Genomic DNA, 16,684 nt, shown 5'->3' with positions numbered 1-16,684 from the left:
TGCGCCCTCACACCTCCGGGACACGGGCGAAGCGGCCCGCGACATGGAGGTCGGACTCGATGTGGGTCGCGGTGGCACGGAGTTGGGGCAGGAGCTGGGCCAGGCACTCGTCGGGGGTGCGCCGTGTGGTGTGCATGGCGACGTTGAGCGCGGCCACGGTCCGGCCCGTGTGGTCGCGGACGGGGACCGCCAGCGAGCGCAGCCCCTCTTCGAGCTCCTCGTCGACCAGCGCGAAGCCGTCGTCGCGGACCCGGTCGAGGAGTGCGGCGAGACGGACGGGGTCGGTGACGGTACGAGGGGTCAGAGGCCGCAGCTCGGTACGGCCGATCCGGTTCTCGCGCTCCTCGGCGGGCAGGCCGGCGAGCAGGACCCGGCCCATGGACGCGGCGTACGCGGGGAAGCGGGTGCCGATGGTGATGTTGACGCTCATGATCCGCTCGGTGGCGACGCGCGCCGTGTAGCGGATGTCGTCGCCGTCGAGGACCGCGAGGGAGGCGGAGTCGTGGACGCGGCCGACCAGTTCCGCCATGTGCGGTACGGCGATGTCGGGGAGCGGCGTCCGGGACAGCGCGGGGCAGCCGAGGGAGAGGACGCCGGGGGTGAGCCGGAAGAGGCGCTCCCGTGAGGTGACGTAGCCGAGGTGCTCCAGGGTGATGAGCGCGCGTCGGGCGGTGGCGCGGGCCAGGCCGGTGGCCTCGGCGATGGAGGTGAGGGGGAGTTCCGCGCGGCCCTCGCCGAAGGCGGTGACGACGGTCAGACCGCGGGCCAGGGATTCCACGAAGCCCGCGCCGAGTTCCTGCTTGGAGGCCGTGGTCCAGTGAGCGAGTCCGCTCGGGGCGGGTGTCTCGCCGGCCGGCCGGGGCCGGGCCGGCTCCGACTCCGCCTCCATCGCGGCGACGGCCTCCCGTAGCCGGGGCAGCACGGCCTCACCCAGCGAACGCGCCGTGTGGCGGCTGGTGTGGCTGACCACGCTCACCGCGCAGACCACCGCGCCCTGCGGGTCGCGTACGGGCATGGCGACGGCGACCAGTCCGGGCTCCATCAGCTGGTCGTCGACGGCCCAGCCGGCCCGCCGGGCCCGTCCCGTCCGCTGCCGGAAGGTGTCGTGGGTGTCGTCGGTGCCGTGGGTGCCTTCGGTCTCGTCAGCGGCGCCAACGGCGTGAGCGGTCCGTGCGGTGTCCTGGGCGGATGCGTCACGACCGCGCCGGGCCGCCCACTCCTCATCCGTCCAGGTGGTCGCGAACACCGCGCCCGCCGCCGTGCGTTCGTACGGCAGCAGATCGCCGATCCGGAACGTCAGCGACATGGCGCGCCGCCGCGTGGTCTGGTGCACGAAGCGGATGCCGTCCCGGTCGGGTACGGCCAGCGACACCGATTCGTCCAGCTCCTCGGCGAGGCGCTCGGCGAGCGGACCGAGCCGTCCCGGGAGTGCGAGCGAGGCGAGATAGGCGTTGCCCAGTTCCATGAGCCGGGGCGCGAGTCGTGCCTCACGGCCGTGGAGGCGTACGTAGCCCATGCGTGCGAGCGTGGCCGCGATCCGGTCGACGGTCGAGCGGGCCAGCCCCGTCGCGCGCACGAGGTCGCCGAGGTCCATCCGGCCGCCCGCGTCGGTGAGCTCGCGCAGCACGGCGATACCGCGCATCAGCGGAGCCACGGCCTCGGCGGGGGGAGCGGCCGGCATCGGTTCTCCAGGGCGTTGACATGTGTGCCAGGTGCACGCAGACTCATGGCCAGTCGTAGATGAACTGTAGTTCATCTGGCGAACGGACGGGTGGAAGTCTCCTTGGACAAAGTCGAGCGGTCCGCCGCCGAGGCGGTCGGCGACATCGCGGATCACGCGTCGCTCGCCGTCGGCGGCTTCGGTCTCAGCGGTGTGCCGAACGTGCTGATCGAGGTGGTGCACGCGACCGGCGCGAGCGCGCTCCACGTGGTCTCCAACAACTGCGGGGTCGACGGCGGCGGACTGGGCGTCCTCCTCGCAGCGGGCCGTATCGCCCGGGTCACCGGCTCCTACATCGGCGACAACAAGGAGTTCGCCCGCCAGTACCTCGCCGGTGAGATCGAGGTGGAGCTCGTCCCCCAGGGCACGCTCGCCGAACGCCTGCGTGCCGGAGGCTGCGGCATCCCCGCCTTCTACACCCCGGCCGGCGTCGGCACCCAGGTCGCCGACGGCGGACTGCCCCGGCGCCACGGGCCCGCAGGCACGGTCGCCGTGGCCTCGCCCGCCAAGGAGATCCGGACCTTCGACGGCCGCGACCATGTGCTCGAACACGGCATCACCACCGACTTCGCGCTCGTACGCGCCGCCCGCGGCGACCGCCACGGAAACCTCGTCCTGAACAAGTCCGCGCGCAACTTCAACCCGCTCGCCGCGATGGCGGGCCGGGTGACGATCGCCGAGGTGGAAGAACTGGTCGAGCCCGGTGAACTGGACCCCGACGCGGTCCATGTGCCCGGGATCTTCGTCCAGCGGGTGGTCCCGCTCACCCCCGGACAGGCAGCGGCGAAGGGGATCGAGAAGAGGACGGTACGGGGCCGATGAGCTGGACGCGCGACGAGATGGCCGCCCGCGCCGCCGCCGAGCTGACCGACGGCTCGTACGTGAACCTCGGCATCGGTCTGCCCACGCTCGTGCCGAACTTCCTCCCGCCCGGCGTGGACGTCGTCCTCCACTCGGAGAACGGCATCCTCGGCGTCGGACCGTACCCGTACGACGAAGACGTCGACCCGGACCTGGTCAACGCGGGCAAGGAGACCGTCACCACGCTTCCCGGTGCCGCGTTCTTCGACTCCGCCCTCTCCTTCGGCATGATCCGCGGCGGTCACATCGACACCGCCGTCCTGGGAGCCATGCAGGTCTCCGCGGGCGGCGACCTCGCCAACTGGTCCGTCCCGGGGAGGACGGTCAAGGGCATGGGAGGCGCCATGGACCTCGTCCACGGTGCCCGCCGGGTCGTCGTCCTGACCGAGCACACCACCAGGGACGGCTCCCCGAAGCTCGTCCAGGAGTGCACGCTGCCGCTCACGGGCAAGGCGTGTGTGCACCGTGTCATCACCGATCTCGGGGTGCTCGACGTGACCGCCGACGGGTTCGTGCTCGTCGAGACGGCACCGGGCGTCACCCCCGACGAGGTACGAGAGAAAACAGGAGCTGAGCCGGCATGACCGACCGCCTTCGTGACGTCTACGTCGTGGACGCCGTCCGCACCCCCATCGGCAAGTACGGCGGCGCCCTGGCCGGGGTGCGTCCCGACGACCTCGCCGCCGGAGTGCTCGGCGCCCTCGTCTCCCGTACGCCGGACCTCGACCCGGCCCGCATCGACGACGTCTTCTTCGGTGACGCCAACGGAGCCGGCGAGGACAACCGCGACGTGGCCCGGATGGCCGTGCTGCTCGCCGGCCTGCCGGTGACCGTGCCCGGCACGACGGTGAACCGGCTGTGCGGATCCGGTATGGAGGCCGTCATCCAGGCCGCCCGCGCCATCGCCGTCGGCGACGCGTCGATCGCCGTCGCGGGCGGCGTCGAGTCGATGAGCCGGGCGCCGTGGGTGCTGCAGAAGCCGGAGCGCGGCTTTCCCGCCGGGCACCAGCAGATGTACTCGACGACGCTCGGCTGGCGCATGGTCAATCCGCGGCTGCCCGACGAGTGGACGGTCGGACTCGGCGACGGCGCCGAACTGCTCGCCGACCGGTACGGGATCGGGCGGGACGAGCAGGACGCGTTCGCCCTCACCAGCCACCGGAACGCGGCCCGGGCCTGGGCCGAGGGGCTGTACGACGGAGAGGTCGTGCCCGTCGACGGAGTGGACCTGGCGCGGGACGAGTGCATCCGCGACAGCACGTCCACGGAGGCCCTGGCCAAGCTGAAGCCGGTCTTCCGCAAGGACGGGACGGTCACCGCGGGCAACTCCTCCCCGCTCAACGACGGCGCCGCCGCGCTGCTGCTCGTCGACGAGGACGGGCTGCGCGCCACCGGCCGCGAACCCCTCGCCCGCATCGGCGCCTGTGCCGTCACGGGCATCGAGCCGCAGTACTTCGGCGCCGGGCCGGTCGAGGCCGTCCACCGCGCCCTGAAGAAGGCCGGCCGGGAGCTCGGCGACCTGCGCACCGTCGAGCTCAACGAGGCCTTCGCCGCCCAGTCGTTGGCGTGTCTGCGCCAGTGGCCGGGACTCGATCCGGCCGTCGTCAACCCGCGCGGCGGCGCCATCGCCATCGGTCATCCGCTCGGCGCCTCCGGAGCCAGGCTCACCGGCGCCGTCGCCCACCAGCTCGCCGCCGCGGACTCCGGCACCGGCCTGGCCACGCTGTGCATCGGTGTCGGGCAGGGGCTGGCCCTGGTCCTGGAGAGGTGACGGGGCCGATGACGGCCGGGGGGATGCCGGGGCAGGACCGGATCAGCGCGGAGATCGCCGCGGCGCACGAGGACGCGGTGAAGCCCGCGGACCATCCGCGGCGCGACTTCGCCCCGTACCGCAGCACCGTCCTGCGGCATCCGCGTCTGCCTCTCGTCCCCGTCGGCGACCCGGAGGCCGCCGAACGGCACGGGCCTGTCCTCGGCGTCCGGAGCGCGGGCGCGGGGGACGCGGATCTGACGCGGCAGCACACGGGGGAGCCGCTGGGCGAGCGGATCACCGTCACCGGACGGGTGCTCGACCGGGCAGGACGGCCGGTGCGCGGCCAGCTCGTGGAGGTCTGGCAGGCCAACGCGGCGGGCCGTTACGCACACGAGCGCGACCGGCATCCGGCGCCGCTCGACCCGAACTTCACCGGGGTGGGCCGCTGCGTGACGGACGACGAGGGACGGTACGCCTTCACGACGATCCGGCCGGGCGCGTACCCGTGGCGGAACCACGTGGGCGCCTGGCGGCCCGCGCACATCCACTTCTCGCTGTTCGGGACGGCGTTCGCCCAGCGCCTGGTGACCCAGATGTACTTCCCGGGCGACCCGCTCTTCCCGTACGACCCGATCCTCCAGTCGGTGACCGACCCGGCGGCCCGCGAACGCCTCGTCGCCGCCTACGACCACGGGCTGTCGTGGCCGGAGTGGTCGCTCGGCTACCGCTGGGACATCGTGCTCGACGGCCCTGCGGCGACGCTTCCGGATCCCGGGGAGGACCTGTGACGCCGCCGCCCGGCCTTCCTCCCACGCCCTCCCAGACCCTGGGCCCGTTCTTCGGCCACGCACTGCCGTACGAGGGCGGAGGCGACATCGCCCCGGCCGGGCACCCCGAGGCGATCACCGTGCACGGCCACGTACGCGACGGGAACGGCGATCCGGTGCCCGACGCGCTGCTGGAGTTCTGGCAGCCCGGTACCGGGTTCGGGCGGGTCGCGACCGGGCCGGACGGGCGGTGGTCGCTGCGGACGCTGCCGCCCGCCGCCACGAGGCCGTACCTGTCGGTGTGCGTGCTCGCCCGCGGGCTGACGCACCATCTGTTCACCCGGGTCTACGTGGGCGAGGCCGGGGACGACGCGCTGCTCTCCGCGGTGCCGCGGGAGCGCCGGCCGACGCTGCTGGCCCGGCCCGACGGGGAACGGGCGTACCGCTTCGACATCCATCTGCAGGGGGAGAAGGAGACGGTCTTCCTTGACTTCGACGACGCCGCAGACGCCGCAGACGCCGCAGACGCCGACGACATCGGCGACATCAGCGGCATCGGGGACTCCTCCGGGTGACGACGTGGGGCTGTTCTCGCCGGTACGGGCGGGCAGCCCCGTCGAAGTCGCGACCGGCGACGCGGCCTTCCTCCAGGCACTGCTGGACGCCGAGGCGGCGCTGGCGCGCGTCCTCGACGCGGCGGCCGGGGGGACCGTCACGGCCGTGGCACGGGCCGAGCGGTTCGACGCCCGGTCGTTGGCGCTGCGGGCACGGGAGGGCGGGAACCCCGTGATCCCGCTGGTCGCCGACCTCACCGCGGCGGTGGCCGAACGGGAGCCGGACCACGCGGAGTTCGTGCATCGCGGCGCGACCAGCCAGGACATCCTCGACAGCGCCCTGATGCTGGTGGCCGCACGGGCACTGGAGCTGATGACCGCCGATCTGGAACGGACCGCGGCGGCGCTCGGCACACTCGCCGCCGCGCATCGCACGACCCCGATGCCGGGCCGCACCCTCACCCAGCACGCCGTGCCGACCACCTTCGGCCTCAAGGCGGCGGGCTGGCGGTTTCTCGTCCTGGACGCGTGCGAACGGCTGACCCGGGTACGGCACTCGCTGCCGGCCCAGCTCGGCGGCGCCGCGGGCACCCTGGCGGCGTTCGGTGCGGACGGCCTTTCCCTGGCATCGGCCTACGCGCGCGAACTCGGCCTCGCCGCACCGCAGCTGCCCTGGCACGTGCTGCGTACACCGGTCGCCGACCTGGGCGCGGCGCTGGCGTTCGGCGCGGGAGCGCTGGGGAAGCTCGCGGCGGACGTGCTGGTGCTGTCGCGCACGGAGGTGGGGGAGCTGGCGGAGGGCACGGGCGGCGGTTCGTCCGCCATGCCGCACAAGAGCAACCCGGTGCGGGCGACGCTGATCGCCTCCACGGCCCGTCAGGTCCCGGCACTCGCGGTGATCCTCCTCGGCTCGCTCGCCGCCGAGGACGAACGCCCGGCAGGGGCCTGGCACGCGGAGTGGCAGCCGCTGCGGGAGGCACTGCGGCTGGTGGGGGGTGCGGCACGAGCCGCCGCCGAACTGTGCGAGGGACTGGTCGTACGGGCCGACCGGATGCGGCAGAACCTCGAACTGACCGGCGGGATGGTGGTCTCGGAGCGGGTGGTGGAGGAGCTCGCGCCGACGATGGGCCGGGCGGCGGCGCGGCGGAGGGTGACGGAGCAGGGCACGGCCCTCTTCCAGGACCCGGCCCTGGCACCCCTCGCCGACCCGGCGGCGTACCTGGGCTGCGCGCCCGCGCTGGTGGACCGGGCCCTGTCACGCGGAGCACCCCCGGCCGACCCCATGACCGCGCGTCCCACAGGCGCGTACGGGCGGGACGGGTGGCCGGACGGGCCGCAGCGGCGGGCACGGACCGACTCACCGCGGACCGACGCACCGCAGAGCCACCCACCGGGCCGCACCCGGAACACCACCGTCGGTGCCGACCACCTGCTCCATCACCGTGCCGAGGGTCCGAAGGACGCCCCCGTCCTCATCCTCGGGCCGTCCCTCGGCACCTCGCTGCGCGTCTGGGAAGCCCAGGCGTCCGCCCTCGCCCGCGACCACCGCGTCATCCGCTGGGACCTCCCCGGCCACGGCGGGTCGCGCCCCGGCCTGCTCCCCGCCGAAGGAGCGTCCGTCGCCGACCTCGGCCGGCACGTCCTCCGGCTCGCCGACGCCCTCGGCGCCGAGACCTTCGCCTACGCCGGGGTCTCCCTCGGCGGCGCCGTCGGCACCTGGCTGGCCGCGCACCGTCCCGCCCGGGTGACGGGTCTCGCCCTGGTGTGCTCCTCGGCACGCTTCGGCGCACCCGGACCCTGGCTGGAGCGGGCCCGACTCGTCCGCGAGCAGGGCATGGAACCGCTCGCCGGGACCGCCCCCGCGCGCTGGTTCACCCCGGCCTTCACGGAGCACCACGCCCTCGTCGCCGATCTGCGGTCCGCCGACCCGGCCGCCTACGCGACCTGCTGCGAGATCCTGGCGGGTCTCGATCTGCGGCCCGAGCTGCCCCGGATCAGCACACCCACCCTCGTCGTCGCCGGCCGCGACGACCGGGCGACGCCGCCCGCCCACGCCCGTGAACTCGCCGACGGCATCAGGAACGCCCAGCTCCTCGAACTGCCACGCGCCGGACACCTCGCGGGAGTCGAACAGCCACAATCCCTACTCACGGCCATGCAGGCCCACTTCGGGTAGTCGCCCACCCGGGCGGAGGAGCGAGGAACTCTGATGCACACCACCACCGTCGGCATCATCGGCGGCGGCCCCGCCGGGCTGCTCCTGGCCCGGCTCCTGCACAACGCGGGCATCGACAGCGTGGTCCTGGAGCTCCGCGACCGCGCCTACGTCGAACAGCGCCAGCGCGCGGGGATCCTCGAACAGGCCACCGTGGACGCGCTGCGCGCCGCCGGCGCCGGGGCGCGCATGGACGCCGAGGGCATCCCGCACGACGGCATCGAGCTGCGCTTCGGCCGACGCGCGCACCGGATCGACTTCCCCTCCCTCACCGGCGGCCGGAGCGTCATGGTGTACGCGCAGACCGAGGTCGTGAAGGACCTCGTCGCCCTTCAGCTCGCCGAGGGCGACCGGCTCCTCTTCGGGGCCGAGGTCACCTCCGTCGAGGGCGCCGACGGCGACACCCCGGTCGTCCGTTACGTACACGAAGGCCGCGAGCAGACCCTGAGCTGCGACTACGTCGTCGGCTGCGACGGATTCCACGGCGTGACCCGGGACTCCGTCCCCGAGGCCCTGCGCACCACGTACGAGCGGACGTACCCGTACTCCTGGCTGGGCGTCCTCGCCGAAGCGCCGCCCGTGTACGACGAGTTGGTCTACGCCCATTCGGAGCGCGGCTTCGCCCTCGCCAGCATGCGGTCGGCCACCGTGAGCCGCCTCTACCTCCAGGTGCCGAACGGCACCGACCCCGCCGACTGGTCGAGCGAGCGGATCTGGGACGAGCTCGACGCCCGTCTCACCCTCGACGGCGACCCGGGCTGGAAGCTGGAGCGCGGCAGGGTGACGTCCAAGGCGGTGCTCCCGATGCGCAGCCATGTCACCGAACCGATGCGGTACGGCCGGGTCTTCCTCGCGGGCGACGCGGCCCACATCGTCCCGCCGACCGGGGCGAAGGGGCTCAACCTGGCGGTCGCCGATGTGGTCGTACTGGCCCGTGCCCTGGCCCGGTGGCGCGAGGGGGGCGGGACGGAACTGCTCGACGCCTACTCGGACACCTGCCTGCGGCGGGTCTGGCGGGCGGAGCACTTCTCGTACGCCATGACGACGATGCTGCACACCGGTCCGGCTCAGTCGCCGTTCGAGACGAAGCTCCAGCTGTCGCAGCTGGAGCGGATCGCCGCCTCGCCCCATGCGGCGGCCGAACTGGCGGAGAACTACACGGGGTTGCCGCTGCCCCGCTGACCCGGCGGGTGCTGCGGGTGCTGCGGGTGCCGCGGGTGTGCCGGCAGCCCGGCCCGCACTACGGCTCCTGCGGCGTCAGGTGCATCGTGAACCAGTCGCGGGCGAGCACGGAGACCTCGTCCAGGGCTCCCGGCTCCTCGAAGAGATGCGTCGCTCCCGGCACGACCTCCAGGCGGCACTCGCAGCGCAGCGCCGACTGCGCCTGGCGGTTGAGATCCAGGACCGTGGTGTCACGGCCCCCGACGATCAGCAGCGTCGGCGCCCGTACGCCGGGCAGCCGGGGCCCGGCCAGATCGGGGCGGCCGCCGCGCGAGACGACGGCGCCGACCTCCGGGCCGGTGCCCGACGCCGCCCACAGTGCGGCGGCCGCCCCGGTGGACGCGCCGAAGTAGCCGATCGGAACGGGGGTGCGGGTGCGCAGCCACTGGGTGGCGTCCGCGAGCCTGCCGGCGAGGACCTCGATGTCGAAGACGTTCGCACGGTCGGCGGCCTCGGGCTCGGTGAGCAGATCGAAGAGCAGGGTGCCGAGGCCCGCCCGGTTCAGGGCGCTCGCGACCGCCCGGTTGCGCGGACTGCGCCGGCTGCTCCCGGAGCCGTGGGCGAACATCACGACCGCGGCCGCCCCGTCCGGCAGGGCGAGTTCACCGGCGAGTACGGCCCCGCCCGCGTCCACCGCGACCTCCTCGGACTTCGCCGCCCCCGGCGGATCGGCGGCGGACCGCGCCAGCAGGGTGACGACCTCCTCGTCGGCGGTCTGCGAGAAGTCCTGGTACCACTCCCCGACCGCCGAGAACGCGCGCGGTGTCGACAGACACACCACCTCGTCGGCCTCGGTGGACAGCCAGGTGATCGCGTCCGGCGGGGCCACGGGCGCCGCCAGCACCACCCGCGCCGCGCCCTGCGCCCGTACGACCTCGCAGGCCGCCGCGGCCGTCGCCCCGGTCGCGATCCCGTCGTCCACGACGATCACGGTCCGGCCCTTGATGTCGATCCGCGGCCGGTCGGCCCGGAACCGCTCCGCCTGCCGCGTGAGTTCGGCCGCCTCGGCCCGCTCGACCGACGCGACGTCCTTCTCCGAGACATGGCCCCGGCGGACGATGTCGTCGCTGATGATCCGTACCCCGCCCTCGCCGATGGCCCCGAACCCCAGCTCACGGTGGTACGGGACGCCCAGCTTCCGAACGACGATCACATCCAGTGGCGCTCCGAGGGCCCGCGCCACCTGGAAGGCCACCGGCACTCCGCCCCGGGGCAGTCCGAGCACCACGGGATCGGCCTCCCGCAGATGCCGCAGTGCTTCGGCGAGGCGCTGCCCCGCGTCGACGCGATCGGTGAACAGCACGATGGCTCACCCCCAACAGGGGCTCTCCTTCGAACCAACCTCATGGGGGGCGGCTTCGCAACTCGGGAAGATCGGGAAGATCGGGAAGATCGGGGAGGGAAGACCGGGAGAAGCGGAGGTGGTCCGGCCGCAGCCGGTCTCAGCCGGCTTCCGGCACGCAGAGCACGGGCACCCGCTGGACCAGGTTGTTCCCGAAGCCGCCCCGGTTCCACGGCTGCTCGACGGGCTGGGTGCGGCCCTCGCCGTCGGTGGCGCGGGCCACCAGCACATGGTTTCCGGGGGTGGCCGTCCAGGCCGTGTGCCAGTGGCGCCAGGCCCAGGGGTGGCCCTCGGGCGCGGCGAGCGCGGCGTCGTGCCAGGTGCGGCCGTCGTCGGTGCTGACCTCCACCCGTACGACCGGAGCGTGGCCGGACCAGGCCCGACCCTCCAGCCCGATCCGGCCCGGGCGTACGGCGCGGGCGCGGGTCATGAAGTCGGGAAAGCCCGGCGGGATCATGAGGGCGCGGGGCGCGATGCGTGTGACGGGCTCACCGGGGTCGTCGGCGGACTGCTTGTAGCGGTACGCGACGGACTGCTGGAAGCCGGTGAAGGGGGTACTGGTCAGGCTGATGTCCCGCAGCCATTTCACATGGGCCATGCCGTACCAGCCGGGTACGACCAGCCGCACGGGGTGACCGTGCTGCGGCGGCAGGTGCGCGCCGTTCATCGCGTACGCCACCAGCACCTCCGGATCGTCACCGGTGGCCACCGGCAGCGGCAGGCTGCGCCGGTAGTCCTGCTCCACGCCGCGCTCCACGCCGTGGTCGGCGCCCGTGAAGACCGCTTCGACGGCGTCCGGCTCCACACCGGCCTCTTCGAGCAGCACGCGCAGCGGCACACCGGTCCACTCCGCCGTGCCGACCGCCTCCACCAGCCATGGCTGGCTCACCGGCCGCGGGGTGAGACGGGCGCGGCCGTTGCCGGCGCACTCCATCGTGACGCGATGGGTGACGGAGGGGTACGACCTCAGGGCGATCACGTCCAGCAGCAGCGGTGTCCGCACCCGCCCGCCGACGGTGAGGCGCCAGTCGGCCGCCTCGGCCGCGGGGATGTCGTAGTGGACGAGGACGTAGTGCAGTCCCGCGGGCGTCAGCCCGTACCGCAGCGCTTCCAGAGGCATTCCGTGGTTGCGGGCCGCGAGCGCCAGCTCCTCCAGGCTGATGCCCTCGCCGGGTTCGGCGACGCGCCCGGGGGTGCTGAAGCCCTCTACGTCCCGGGCCGTGTCCCTGTCCACGTCCATGCCTTCATGGTGCGCCGCCGGGACGTGCGCGGCAGAAGTCATGACCAGGAAGCGGTGGAGAACAGGCCACCCAGGCCGAACGATCCCGTGTCGGAGAACTCCATCGGTTCGTCGTTGCGGCGGTGGCGGCCCGAGTACTCGCGGGTGCCGCCCGCGTACTCCCGGGAAGACGCCCCCGCGTACTCCCTGGAGGGGGTCGGGTAGTCCCTCGACGTGGTCGAGTAGTCCCTGGGGGCCACCTGGTCGGACTTCGCCAGCTGGCCCTCCGCCGCGAGGGTCTGCACGCGCTGGAGAACCGTTCTCAGCTCAAGACCCAGTTCGTTCGCGACGACCTGCAGATCCAGGCCCGAGTGCCAGCTCCAGACCAGGACCGAGTCCATCGAGGGCGACCAGACGGGCCCTGCCGTCTGAGCCGGCTCGGCCCAGATCGGCTCCTCGGGGGGCGCGGCGGGATACGAGGTGGTGGAAGTGGGATATGAACTGCTCGGCTGGGAATATGAACTGCCCGTCGGGGAATAGGAACTGCCTGTCTGAGAATAGGAAGTGCCCATCTGGGACGGCGGTGCGGGGTAGGGAGGCGACGCCGGCGCCGGATTCGGGTCGGTCCGGGGAAACGGCACCTGAACCTCCGGGCCCGGCTGACCGGGTTCACCGTTCATATCGGCAGACGAGTCCGACATTCGCGTCAGCAGATTAGCCGCCACGGTGCGCGCCCCTTCCCGGCCGACCGTTCTGCGGGCAACCCTGACCTCGCGTTCCGCCAGGCCCATCATGCCGGCGACGGTGCCGTCGTCGCCGACGACCACCGCGAATGCGGCCAGCATCCTCGTACGGTCGGCCTGCGCCTCGTCGAGTGCGCTCTGCGCCAGTCGCACCCGGTCGTCGCTGGTGCAGAAGGCATTCGCAAGGACTGTATTTCTTTCCCACAACTCACGCGGTTCCACATACGCACAAACGCTCCTCCTACCCGCGAGACTCGCGGTGGCGCCAGAATTCACACGAAGAGCTCCAATGGCTCAAGTTTTCGCGATTCCGTGCCGTAGACAGGAGCCGGCGCACTACCGGGGTCTCGGGAGGCGCCCGAGGGCGTTCGGCGGGATGGGCCGCCCGCGCCTGCCCGACCCCGTCTCCGCCTCGTCCCCGCGCGCCGGTGGCGCGGGGTCCCGTTCGAGTCGCAGCATGCACAGGGTCCGCTGGGTGTCCTCCTCGAAGGCCCTGCTGGAGGCGAGCCTGTCCCACTGCAGATCGCGTGCGCCGGGCAGCATGGCTCCGCGCGCCCGCCATTCGGCCACCAGCTGTACGTACAGCGGTGTCTGCGTGACTTCGCCCGGGCTGTAGGGGCGAGGCAGGGAGGCTTCCGGGTGGGCCGGGCGGCGTTCCCAGACGCGGATCCCCGTCTGGGGAGCGGGCGGGGCGAGGGGATTCGGGCCGTCGGAAGAGACCGGTGAAGTGCTGGAAGAATTCATCAATGACGAAACGATTTCCCGTGCCGATGGACACGTCGGCCCCCTGAGCGCACCATAGGGTGGCCGTTGACGAGGCCAGTTGATAGGGAAAGCAGATCGCGCGGCGGGACCGAAAGGAACTGCCCGGGCGTCACCCGTTTGGATCGAACCCGGGTGCAGTTCACCGCACTTTTACGGTAGTTGTAGAGCGGCATTTGGGCGCATACCGCGAAGGGGTGCAATAGTGTGAACGTTGCGGAATCGGTAGCGGTGCATTCAGGTCCGACCGATCCTGGCCGATGCGGCGCGCCCGACCGGCGGAACGGCCTGCCGGCGATCTCCGACTGCCGGACGATCGACCGCACGCTCGTCATTGCCCTCCGAGGCGTGATCGACGAGGACAGCGTGTACCCCTTGCGGCTGATGCTGACGGTCGGCGTGAAGTCCGGCTACACGCGTCTCGTGGTGGATTGCGCGGACATCACGGAGTGCGACAAGGAGCTGCTCGAACTATTTCTCTCCTGGAAGCGCAACGGGCGGAATATCGTCCTCGTCCATCCGTCCCGTTCGGTTTGCAATCTGATTGCGACCGAGATTTCCCGGCGGCTTTTCATCTGCGCGCTTTCGGTCAAACAGGCGCTGGATCTGATGGGGCGATGAAGGGTAATTCCGGGCCGTGGTGCGTGGCGGGCCCTTAAGCGGCAGCGGTGGACCTATGGTGACGCCATGCGCGGAATTCTTCTGGCCGGCGGCACCGGCTCGCGACTGTGGCCGTTGACCCGCTCGGTGTCCAAGCAGCTGCTGCCGGTCTTCGACAAACCCATGGTCTATTACCCGCTTTCCACACTGGTGATGGCGGGGATCAGCGAGATCCTGATCATCACCACTCCCGAGGATCAGCAGCAGTTCCGGATGCTGCTCGGGGACGGCGACCAGCTGGGGCTGCGGCTCTCCTACATGACGCAGGAACGCCCGGAGGGCATCGCCCAGGCGTTCCTGCTGGGCGCGGACTTCATCGGCGATGAGTCCGTCGCCCTGATCCTCGGTGACAACATCTTCCACGGCAGTGGCCTGGGCACGCGGCTCGCCCACCACGAGGGGATGACGGGCGGCAGGGTGTTCGCCTATCAGGTCGCCAATCCCTCCGCCTATGGAGTGGTGGAGTTCGACGAGCTGGGCCGGGCGCTGTCCATCGAGGAGAAGCCGGCCCGGCCGAAATCCCGGTACGCCGTGCCCGGACTCTATTTCTATGACAATCATGTCGTGGACATCGCCCGGAGCCTGCGTCCCAGCGCACGGGGCGAGTTGGAGATCACCGACCTCAACCAGGTCTATCTGAGGTCGGGAACCCTGCAGGTCACCCGGCTGGACCGGGGCACCGCCTGGCTCGACACCGGAACCTTCGCGTCGATGGTGCAGGCCTCGGAGTTCGTCCGCGTGATCGAGGAGCGTCAGGGCTTCAAGATCGGCTGTGTCGAGGAGGCGGTCTGGCGGGCCGGCCTGATCGACGACGACCGGCTCCGGGCACTTGCCGAGCCACTGCTCAAGAGCGGGTACGGACAGTACCTGCTGGGTCTGCTGGACGACTCCTGGTGCACGGTCATGCCCCAGCGGGGAAGCGGATCGCCCCGCCACCTGTGGAAGGAGCCCGTCTCGTGAGACCGCTCGGCATCGAGGGGGCCTGGGTGGACACACCCAGGGTCTTCCCCGACCACAGGGGCCGCTTCCACGAGTGGTTCAGGATCGACCGGTTCCGTGAGGTCACCGGCCAGGAACTCCGGCTGGAGCAGGCGAACTGTTCCCGCTCCGTGCGCGGCACTCTGCGCGGCATTCATTACGCCTCGGTCCCGCCCGGGCAGGCCAAATACGTCACCTGCGTCAGCGGCGCCGTCCTCGACGTGATCGTCGACATCCGTACCGGCTCCCCGACCTTCGGCGCCTGGGAGGCGGTTCGTCTCGACGACGCGGACCACCGTTCCGTCTACGTCTCCGAGGGACTGGGCCACGCCTTCATGGCGCTGGAGGAGCACTCCACCGTCGTCTATCTGTGTTCCCAGGGATACGCGCCGCAGCGCGAGTTCGGGATCCACCCGTTCGATCCGACGCTGGCCATCGACTGGCCCGACGGTCTCGTGCCCGAGCTCTCCGAGAAGGACGCAGCGGCGCCCACGCTCGTGGAGGCCGAGCGGCAGGGGCTGTTGCCCTCCTACGAGGAGTGCGTCGCCCATCGCCGTGAGCTGCGGGCCGGTGGATCGCCGGGACGGTCGGCGGTGGTGACACCGGCGTAGCACATGTGCGGCGTTCTTTCTTTCTTTCTGCAACTGCAATTTCACTCACTGGTTCACAAGTTTGCCCGCGCAATCGCCGCCGCTCGGGTGATCTCTACTGCGACACGGGCTCGGCTCGTAATCATGAAATCGCGGAGAGTGAAGAATGAGCCTTGTCCGTGGCTATGGGCGATGTGACCCGCATGCGAATTGAACGCGCTTGATGGAGTGCGTGCGCCTGCGCTGTGGTCACGCCAAGTTCTGTGAGGAAAGGTTCTCTGGTGAGCCGTAAAACCATCCGAAGTTCCCGTATGAAATCTGCAACGCTGGTTTCGGCGGGCGTCCTTGCCGTTGCGCTCAACGTGGTTCCGAGCACCGTGGCGGTCGCCGACGCGATCAACCGGTCCGGCACCGAGCACAGCATGGGCCTGCCCGGCCCCAACGGCGCCATGACCGCGGACCGCGACAAGGACAAGGACCGCGACCGCGGGCCGCAGGGCAGGCCGGGTATCCAGGGTCCGCAGGGTGTTCCGGGTACGCCGGGCGTCCAGGGTCCGCAGGGTACGCAGGGCGCCTTCGGCGGCCCGCAGGGCTTCCAGGGCGTTCCGGGCACCCCGGGTGTCGACGGCGAGGACGGCGCCCAGGGTCCGCAGGGACCGCAGGGCACCGACGGTGACGACGGCGTCGGTGGTCCTGGTCCGCAGGGTCCGCAGGGCCTTCCGGGCGTTGACGGTGACGACGGCGCCCAGGGCCCGCAGGGTCTCCCGGGTGTCGACGGCGACGACGGCGCCCAGGGCCCGCAGGGTACTCAGGGTGCTGACGGCGCCGACGGTGCCCCGGGTGAGCTGGGCCCGCAGGGTGTCCAGGGCGTGCAGGGTGCCCAGGGCGTGCAGGGAGCGGCCGAGCTGGACACCTACGTGGTGACCGCGACGGAGGACCTCCCCCTCGTGGGTGTCCAGGCCACGGCGACCGTCGACTGCATCGGTGACGACGTCGCCACCGGCGGTGGCTACAGCGTCGACTACACGCTCGGCCTCGGCGTCAATGCCGAGCAGAGCGCTCCGGTGCTGGCCGGTGACGTTGCCACCGGTTGGCAGGCCCGAGTCACCGGCGCGGTCGGTGTGCAGGGCACGTTCACCGTCTACGCGGTCTGCCACGACGAGTAGGAACGTGTGAGCGGCGGTGCGCAACCGGCCGTCGGCTCCCCGTGATGGAACGATTGACGGTGCCCCGGGCTTCGGCTTCGGGGCACCGTCGCCGTTTCCCGTGGAATCGGTGAACGGCAGAAGACGACAAAGA

The 16,684-nt window shown here is 71.9% G+C and carries 16 protein-coding genes and 1 pseudogene; 12 read left to right on the top strand and 5 right to left on the bottom strand.

Annotation, left to right across the window (positions count from 1 at the left end; translation table 11 throughout):
* Positions 1-7: 7 nt before the first annotated feature.
* Positions 8-1,681: an IclR family transcriptional regulator C-terminal domain-containing protein gene (locus ACIQMR_RS05875; protein ID WP_401383349.1), complete on the bottom strand. Its 1,674-nt coding sequence runs from the start codon at positions 1,679-1,681 to the stop codon at positions 8-10.
* Positions 1,682-1,783: 102 nt separating this feature from the next.
* On the opposite strand from ACIQMR_RS05875, the gene ACIQMR_RS05870 reads away from it, so the two are divergent.
* The 8 genes and pseudogenes from ACIQMR_RS05870 to ACIQMR_RS05835 all read left to right on the top strand — a co-directional run bounded on the left by ACIQMR_RS05870 (position 1,784) and on the right by ACIQMR_RS05835 (position 9,052).
* Positions 1,784-2,542, top strand: coding sequence for a CoA transferase subunit A (locus ACIQMR_RS05870; protein WP_401383347.1), 759 nt, complete (start codon positions 1,784-1,786; stop codon positions 2,540-2,542).
* Positions 2,539-3,165 (top strand): CoA transferase subunit B, encoded by a 627-nt coding sequence (locus ACIQMR_RS05865; protein ID WP_401383345.1) that lies wholly within the window; start codon positions 2,539-2,541, stop codon positions 3,163-3,165. The genes ACIQMR_RS05870 and ACIQMR_RS05865 overlap by 4 nt, the downstream gene beginning before the upstream one ends.
* On the top strand, positions 3,162-4,352 hold the full coding sequence (locus ACIQMR_RS05860) for a thiolase family protein (RefSeq protein ID WP_401383342.1): 1,191 nt from the start codon (positions 3,162-3,164) through the stop codon (positions 4,350-4,352). The genes ACIQMR_RS05865 and ACIQMR_RS05860 overlap by 4 nt, the downstream gene beginning before the upstream one ends.
* 23 nt (positions 4,353-4,375) lie before the next feature.
* Positions 4,376-5,122 carry a protocatechuate 3,4-dioxygenase subunit beta gene (pcaH, locus tag ACIQMR_RS05855; protein ID WP_401384081.1) on the top strand — a complete coding sequence of 249 codons (747 nt, stop codon included), beginning with the start codon at positions 4,376-4,378 and terminating at the stop codon, positions 5,120-5,122.
* Positions 5,119-5,676 (top strand): protocatechuate 3,4-dioxygenase subunit alpha, encoded by a 558-nt coding sequence (locus tag ACIQMR_RS05850; RefSeq protein WP_401383339.1) that lies wholly within the window; start codon positions 5,119-5,121, stop codon positions 5,674-5,676. The genes pcaH and ACIQMR_RS05850 overlap by 4 nt, the downstream gene beginning before the upstream one ends.
* A gap of 4 nt (positions 5,677-5,680) precedes the next feature.
* Positions 5,681-6,919, top strand: a pseudogene (gene pcaB, locus ACIQMR_RS05845) (3-carboxy-cis,cis-muconate cycloisomerase); the annotation flags it as partial.
* Positions 6,920-6,937: 18 nt separating this feature from the next.
* The gene (locus tag ACIQMR_RS05840; protein WP_401384080.1) at positions 6,938-7,831 is read left to right on the top strand and encodes an alpha/beta fold hydrolase; all 894 of its coding nucleotides are present in this window, start codon (positions 6,938-6,940) and stop codon (positions 7,829-7,831) included.
* A 33-nt stretch (positions 7,832-7,864) separates the two neighbouring features.
* Positions 7,865-9,052 carry a 4-hydroxybenzoate 3-monooxygenase gene (locus ACIQMR_RS05835; RefSeq protein ID WP_401383337.1) on the top strand — a complete coding sequence of 396 codons (1,188 nt, stop codon included), beginning with the start codon at positions 7,865-7,867 and terminating at the stop codon, positions 9,050-9,052.
* Positions 9,053-9,110: 58 nt separating this feature from the next.
* Here ACIQMR_RS05835 and ACIQMR_RS05830 read toward each other — a convergent pair whose 3' ends face one another.
* The 4 genes from ACIQMR_RS05830 to ACIQMR_RS05815 all read right to left on the bottom strand — a co-directional run bounded on the left by ACIQMR_RS05830 (position 9,111) and on the right by ACIQMR_RS05815 (position 13,139).
* On the bottom strand, positions 9,111-10,394 hold the full coding sequence (locus tag ACIQMR_RS05830; protein ID WP_401383334.1) for a phosphoribosyltransferase family protein: 1,284 nt from the start codon (positions 10,392-10,394) through the stop codon (positions 9,111-9,113).
* 139 nt (positions 10,395-10,533) lie between these two features.
* Positions 10,534-11,673, bottom strand: a complete 1,140-nt coding sequence (locus ACIQMR_RS05825; RefSeq protein WP_401383332.1) for a sulfite oxidase — start codon at positions 11,671-11,673, stop codon at positions 10,534-10,536.
* Between the two features lie 38 nt (positions 11,674-11,711).
* Entirely contained in the window at positions 11,712-12,617 is a 906-nt protein-coding gene (locus tag ACIQMR_RS05820) for a hypothetical protein (protein WP_401383330.1), read from the bottom strand.
* 114 nt (positions 12,618-12,731) lie between these two features.
* A complete protein-coding gene (locus tag ACIQMR_RS05815; protein ID WP_401383327.1) occupies positions 12,732-13,139 on the bottom strand; it encodes a hypothetical protein in 408 nt (135 codons plus the stop codon).
* 225 nt (positions 13,140-13,364) lie between these two features.
* Between ACIQMR_RS05815 and ACIQMR_RS05810 the strand changes: the two genes are divergently transcribed.
* The 4 genes from ACIQMR_RS05810 to ACIQMR_RS05795 all read left to right on the top strand — a co-directional run bounded on the left by ACIQMR_RS05810 (position 13,365) and on the right by ACIQMR_RS05795 (position 16,551).
* Positions 13,365-13,778 (top strand): STAS domain-containing protein, encoded by a 414-nt coding sequence (locus tag ACIQMR_RS05810; protein WP_266380734.1) that lies wholly within the window; start codon positions 13,365-13,367, stop codon positions 13,776-13,778.
* A gap of 66 nt (positions 13,779-13,844) precedes the next feature.
* Positions 13,845-14,777 carry a glucose-1-phosphate thymidylyltransferase RfbA gene (gene rfbA / locus ACIQMR_RS05805; protein ID WP_401383323.1) on the top strand — a complete coding sequence of 311 codons (933 nt, stop codon included), beginning with the start codon at positions 13,845-13,847 and terminating at the stop codon, positions 14,775-14,777.
* The gene (locus ACIQMR_RS05800; RefSeq protein WP_401383320.1) at positions 14,774-15,406 is read left to right on the top strand and encodes a dTDP-4-dehydrorhamnose 3,5-epimerase family protein; all 633 of its coding nucleotides are present in this window, start codon (positions 14,774-14,776) and stop codon (positions 15,404-15,406) included. Before rfbA ends, ACIQMR_RS05800 begins: the two co-directional genes overlap by 4 nt.
* Before the next feature lie 290 nt (positions 15,407-15,696).
* On the top strand, positions 15,697-16,551 hold the full coding sequence (locus tag ACIQMR_RS05795) for a hypothetical protein (protein WP_401383318.1): 855 nt from the start codon (positions 15,697-15,699) through the stop codon (positions 16,549-16,551).
* Positions 16,552-16,684: the final 133 nt, after the last annotated feature.

Source organism: Streptomyces sp. NPDC091376, from assembly GCF_044757085.1.
Lineage (GTDB): Bacteria > Actinomycetota > Actinomycetes > Streptomycetales > Streptomycetaceae > Streptomyces > Streptomyces pratisoli.
This window is presented reverse-complemented; position numbering and strand designations above follow the sequence as displayed.

Bases quoted from the DNA above. Each gene is read 5' to 3' on its own strand.
- ACIQMR_RS05865 (WP_401383345.1), top strand. From the start codon at position 2,539: ATGAGCTGGACGCGCGACGAGATGGCCGCCCGCGCCGCCGCCGAGCTG.
- ACIQMR_RS05835 (WP_401383337.1), top strand. From the start codon at position 7,865: ATGCACACCACCACCGTCGGCATCATCGGCGGCGGCCCCGCCGGGCTG.
- ACIQMR_RS05825 (WP_401383332.1), bottom strand. From the start codon at position 11,673: ATGGACGTGGACAGGGACACGGCCCGGGACGTAGAGGGCTTCAGCACC.
- ACIQMR_RS05875 (WP_401383349.1), bottom strand. From the start codon at position 1,681: ATGCCGGCCGCTCCCCCCGCCGAGGCCGTGGCTCCGCTGATGCGCGGT.
- pcaH (WP_401384081.1), top strand. From the start codon at position 4,376: ATGCCGGGGCAGGACCGGATCAGCGCGGAGATCGCCGCGGCGCACGAG.
- ACIQMR_RS05795 (WP_401383318.1), top strand. From the start codon at position 15,697: ATGAAATCTGCAACGCTGGTTTCGGCGGGCGTCCTTGCCGTTGCGCTC.
- ACIQMR_RS05840 (WP_401384080.1), top strand. From the start codon at position 6,938: ATGACCGCGCGTCCCACAGGCGCGTACGGGCGGGACGGGTGGCCGGAC.
- ACIQMR_RS05815 (WP_401383327.1), bottom strand. From the start codon at position 13,139: ATGAATTCTTCCAGCACTTCACCGGTCTCTTCCGACGGCCCGAATCCC.
- ACIQMR_RS05860 (WP_401383342.1), top strand. From the start codon at position 3,162: ATGACCGACCGCCTTCGTGACGTCTACGTCGTGGACGCCGTCCGCACC.
- rfbA (WP_401383323.1), top strand. From the start codon at position 13,845: ATGCGCGGAATTCTTCTGGCCGGCGGCACCGGCTCGCGACTGTGGCCG.